4 protein-coding genes are annotated in these 3,936 nt (G+C 69.7%); 2 read left to right on the top strand and 2 right to left on the bottom strand.

Annotation, left to right across the window (positions count from 1 at the left end):
* Positions 1-257, bottom strand: a 257-nt coding sequence (locus tag Q2100_RS26080; protein ID WP_302916400.1) for a carboxylesterase family protein, incomplete at its 3' end; no start/stop codon positions are given.
* Positions 258-380: 123 nt separating this feature from the next.
* Here Q2100_RS26080 and Q2100_RS26075 point away from each other — a divergent pair.
* Positions 381-1,631 (top strand): cytochrome P450, encoded by a 1,251-nt coding sequence (locus Q2100_RS26075; protein WP_302916399.1) that lies wholly within the window; start codon positions 381-383, stop codon positions 1,629-1,631.
* Here Q2100_RS26075 and Q2100_RS26070 read toward each other — a convergent pair.
* Positions 1,597-2,268 carry a TetR/AcrR family transcriptional regulator gene (locus Q2100_RS26070; RefSeq protein ID WP_264011056.1) on the bottom strand — a complete coding sequence of 224 codons (672 nt, stop codon included), beginning with the start codon at positions 2,266-2,268 and terminating at the stop codon, positions 1,597-1,599. The two genes, Q2100_RS26075 and Q2100_RS26070, sit on opposite strands and share 35 nt — an antisense overlap.
* Positions 2,269-2,359: 91 nt before the next feature.
* Here Q2100_RS26070 and Q2100_RS26065 point away from each other — a divergent pair.
* The coding region (locus Q2100_RS26065) for an MFS transporter (protein WP_302916398.1) at positions 2,360-3,936 on the top strand (1,577 nt) is incomplete at its 3' end.

Below are 3,936 nucleotides of genomic sequence, written 5' to 3'. Positions count from 1 at the left end.
AAGCGCAGCGGGCCCGTCGGCGGCGCCGCGTACGGGATCCCCGAGAACTCCCGGTGACCGGCCGACACCTCGCCGCGGACCCGTCCGGTGACGGTCTCCACCTCCGCGGGGTCGCCCGCCGGGGTGGCACCGGCGGAGGCCGAGGGTGCAGCGGAGTCGTCCTGACGGCCGCAGCCCGCGAGCGTCAGCGCCGGCACCAGCAGCAGGCAGGCGGCCCGCACCAGCGCCCGCCGCGACAGGCGTAGCGATGGGGGCACGGTTGCGGAGCCTACCGAGAAGCACGCGTAGACCCCGGTGCATCGGCCCATGGCTCCTTCCCAGCGTGGCCCGCGTCACATAAGCTGGCTTATGGACACCCGTCAAGACGTAGAGGAGCCCGGATGAGCACGCCGACGATGGACGACGCCGCAAAGGTGCTTGCCGATCCGACCGCCTACGCGGACGACGCCCGGCTGCACGCGGCGCTGGCCGACCTGCGGGCGAACAACCCGGTGGCATGGGTGGACAACCCGCCGTACCGGCCGTTCTGGGCGATCACCAGGCACACCGACATCATGGCGATCGAGCGGGCCAACGAGCTGTTCCTGTCGGAGCCGCGGCCACTCCTGGCCACTGCCGAAGCCGACGACATCTTCAAGGCGCAGTTGGACGCCGGCATCGGACTGCGCACCCTGATCCACATGGACGATCCGCACCACCGCAAGGTCCGGTCGATCGGCGCCGACTGGTTCCGCCCAAAGGCGATGCGCGCATTGAAGATCCGCGTCGACGAACTGGCCAGGCGCTACGTCGACCAGATGCGCGACATCGGGCCGGAATGCGACTTCGTCACCGACATCGCAGTGCAGTTCCCGCTGTACGTGATCATGTCGCTGCTCGGCCTGCCCGAGGAGGACTACGGCCGCATGCACATGCTCACCCAGGAGATGTTCGGCGGAGACGACGAGGAGTTCCAGCGGGGCAAGAGTCCCGAGGACATGCTGGCGGTGCTTGCGGATTTCTTCAACTACTTCTCGACGCTGACCGCGTCGCGCCGGGCCGCCCCGACAGACGATCTCGCATCGGCGATCGCCAACGGCCGCATCGACGGTGAGCCGATGGGCGACATGGACACCGCCTCCTACTACGTCATCGTCGCCAGCGCGGGACACGACACCACCAAGGACGCCATCTCCGGCGGGCTGCACGCGCTGATCGAGAATCCGGGCGAGCTGGACCGGTTGCGCCTGCACCCGGAATTGATGCCGACGGCGGTCGAGGAGATGATCCGCTGGTCAACACCGGTCAAGGAGTTCATGCGCACCGCCGCCGAGGACACCGAGGTGCGCGGCGTGCCGATCGCCAAGGGTGAATCAGTCTATCTCGCATACGTTTCCGGCAACCGCGACGAGGAGATCTTCGACGAGCCGTTCCGGTTCGACGTCGGCCGCGAGCCCAACAAGCATCTGTCGTTCGGTTACGGTGTGCACTTCTGTCTCGGCGCCGCGCTGGCCCGGATGGAGATGAACAGTCTGTTCACCGAACTGATCCCGCGGCTCGAGTCGATCGAGCCGGCCGGTCCTGCGGAACTGACGGCCACGACGTTCGTCGGCGGCCTCAAGCACCTGCCGATCCGGTACGCGTTGCGCTGACTCCCCCGTCGGCCTTCCTGGCGTGGGTGGCCAGGAAGCCGTCGACGGCCGCCTCGGCGCAGCCGCGGAAGTCGAAGTCGGCCAGCGTGCTCAGCCGGCCGAGGATCAGCGGTCCGATGAGCAGGGCGATCGCCCCGATCCGGTCGACCTCCACGAGTTCTTCGCGCGCCTGCGGGCTGTCGAAGATCGCGTCGAACGGCACCGTGTAGAGCGCCATGATGCGCTCGCGCAGCGTGGCGACGGCCGTCCCGTCGCTGTCGACCGCACCCGATTCGCGGACCTCTGCCCACGGCCCGAGGTCGGGACCCGACGCCAGCCACGTCATCGCGGCCAGCGTCGTGGGCACCTCGGCGATCGAGTCGGCCCAGCCGACGACCACGGCCATCAGCTTGTCGCGCAGTTCACCCTCAGGGGGCGGCATCGGCGCAGGCTGCAGCAGGCTCACGAAGGCCGCGGCGAGAAGGTCGTTGGCGCTGGAGAAGTGGCGGTAGAGGGTGGCGCGCGCGACGTTGGCGGTGCGGGTGACCGCGTCGATGGTCACCGCACTCGGGCCGCCCGAGCGCAGCAGCGTGGTCGCGGCTTCCAGCAATGCGGCACGGGAGCGCGCCGGTCGCGGATCGGTACTACCGCCGGCCATCGTTTACACCACCTTCCGCGGGGGAACAAGACTATCGGTCTCGCTACGAGACGGTTAGTCTCAAAAGTCACTCTTCCGGAAGGAGAGGTCCATGGTCGACACTCTCGCCCGGCCCGGTCAGCCTACCGATCCCCGGCTCGGCGACGTGTCGGCGCGCACCAGGACCTGGCTGCTCGCGGTGGCATGCCTGGACGTGCTGCTGGTGATCTCGTCGATGGTCGCGCTCAACGCGGCCATGCCCGACATCGCCGTCAACACCGCCGCGACCCAGACCGAGCTCACCTGGGTGGTCGACGGCTACACGCTCGTACTGGCCTGCCTGTTGCTGCCCGCCGGCGCTGTCGGTGACCGCTACGGCCGCCGCGGCGCCCTGCTGGCCGGCCTGGCGGTGTTCGCCGCCGCCTCGGTCGCTCCGGTGTTCTTCGACGCCCCGCTGCAGATCATCATCGCGCGTGCGGTCGCGGGCGCGGGCGCCGCTCTGATCATGCCCGCGACGCTCTCGCTGCTCACCGCGGGCTTCCCGAAAGCCGAGCGCAACAAGGCCGTCGGCATCTGGGCCGGAGTCTGCGGGTCCGGCGCCATCATCGGTTTCCTCGGCACCGGTGTGCTGCTGCACTTCTTCTCGTGGCAGTCCATCTTCTGGGCGTTCGCGATCGTCGCCGTCGTCCTCTTCGGGCTGACGCTGACCATCACGTCGTCCCGCGACGAGTCGGGCGCTCCCGTCGACTGGGCCGGCGGAGTCCTCGTCGCCGCGGCGGTGGCGGTGTTCGTCTTCGGTGTCATCGAGGCGCCCGCCCGCGGCTGGTCGAGTCCGGTGGTATGGGGATGTGTGGGCGCCGGCCTGGCGCTCACCGCGGCATTCGCCGCACTCCAGCTCCGGCTGACGCATCCGCTCCTCGACGTGCGGCTGTTCCGGCGGCCGGACTTCGCGACCGGCTCACTCGGGGTCACCTTCCTGTTCTTCGCGAACTTCGGCTTCTTCTTCCTCGTGATGCAGTACATGCAACTGGTACTCGGGTACAACCCGTTGCAGACCGCCTTCGCGCTCACGCCGCTGGCGGTCCCGGTGCTGATCCTCAGCGCGCTGACACCGCTTTACCTGCCCCGCATCGGGTTGCGGCTCTCGGTCACCGTGGGCCTGCTCCTCCTCGCGGCGGGCCTCGCGTGCATGCGCATCCTCGACGTCGAGTCGTCCTACTGGGATCTGGCCTGGCCGTTGATGATCGTCAGCGCCGGCATCGGGCTGTGCACGGCACCGACGACGTCGGCGATCATGGGCGCGGCGCCCGACGAGAAACAGGGCGTGGCCTCAGCGGTCAACGACACCACGCGCGAGGTCGGCGCGGCCCTCGGCATCGCCGCTGCCGGCTCGGTGCTCGCCGCCCAGTACGGCAACCTGCTCTCCCCCGCCGTCGCCGCGCTGCCGGAACCCGTTCGCGGGCCTGCGCTGGACTCGCTGGCCCAGGCGCTGGAGGTCGCCGAACGCCTCGGCCCGCAAGGCGCCCAGTTGGCCGCCGACGCCAACCACGCCTTCCTGCAGGCGATGGACGGCTCGCTGCTCGTGCTGGCGGTGGCGGTGACCGTCGCGGCGGTGTTCGTGGCGGTGTGGTCGCCGGGGCGCGACGGCAGGCAGTCGCGGTACCTCCGCCGGCTCGCCGCGATTCCGCG

The sequence above is a fragment of the Mycolicibacterium arseniciresistens genome (assembly GCF_030519285.1).
GTDB classification, from domain to species: domain Bacteria; phylum Actinomycetota; class Actinomycetes; order Mycobacteriales; family Mycobacteriaceae; genus Mycobacterium; species Mycobacterium arseniciresistens.
Note: the sequence above shows the minus strand (reverse complement) of the source record. Positions and strands in the feature narration are given on the sequence as shown.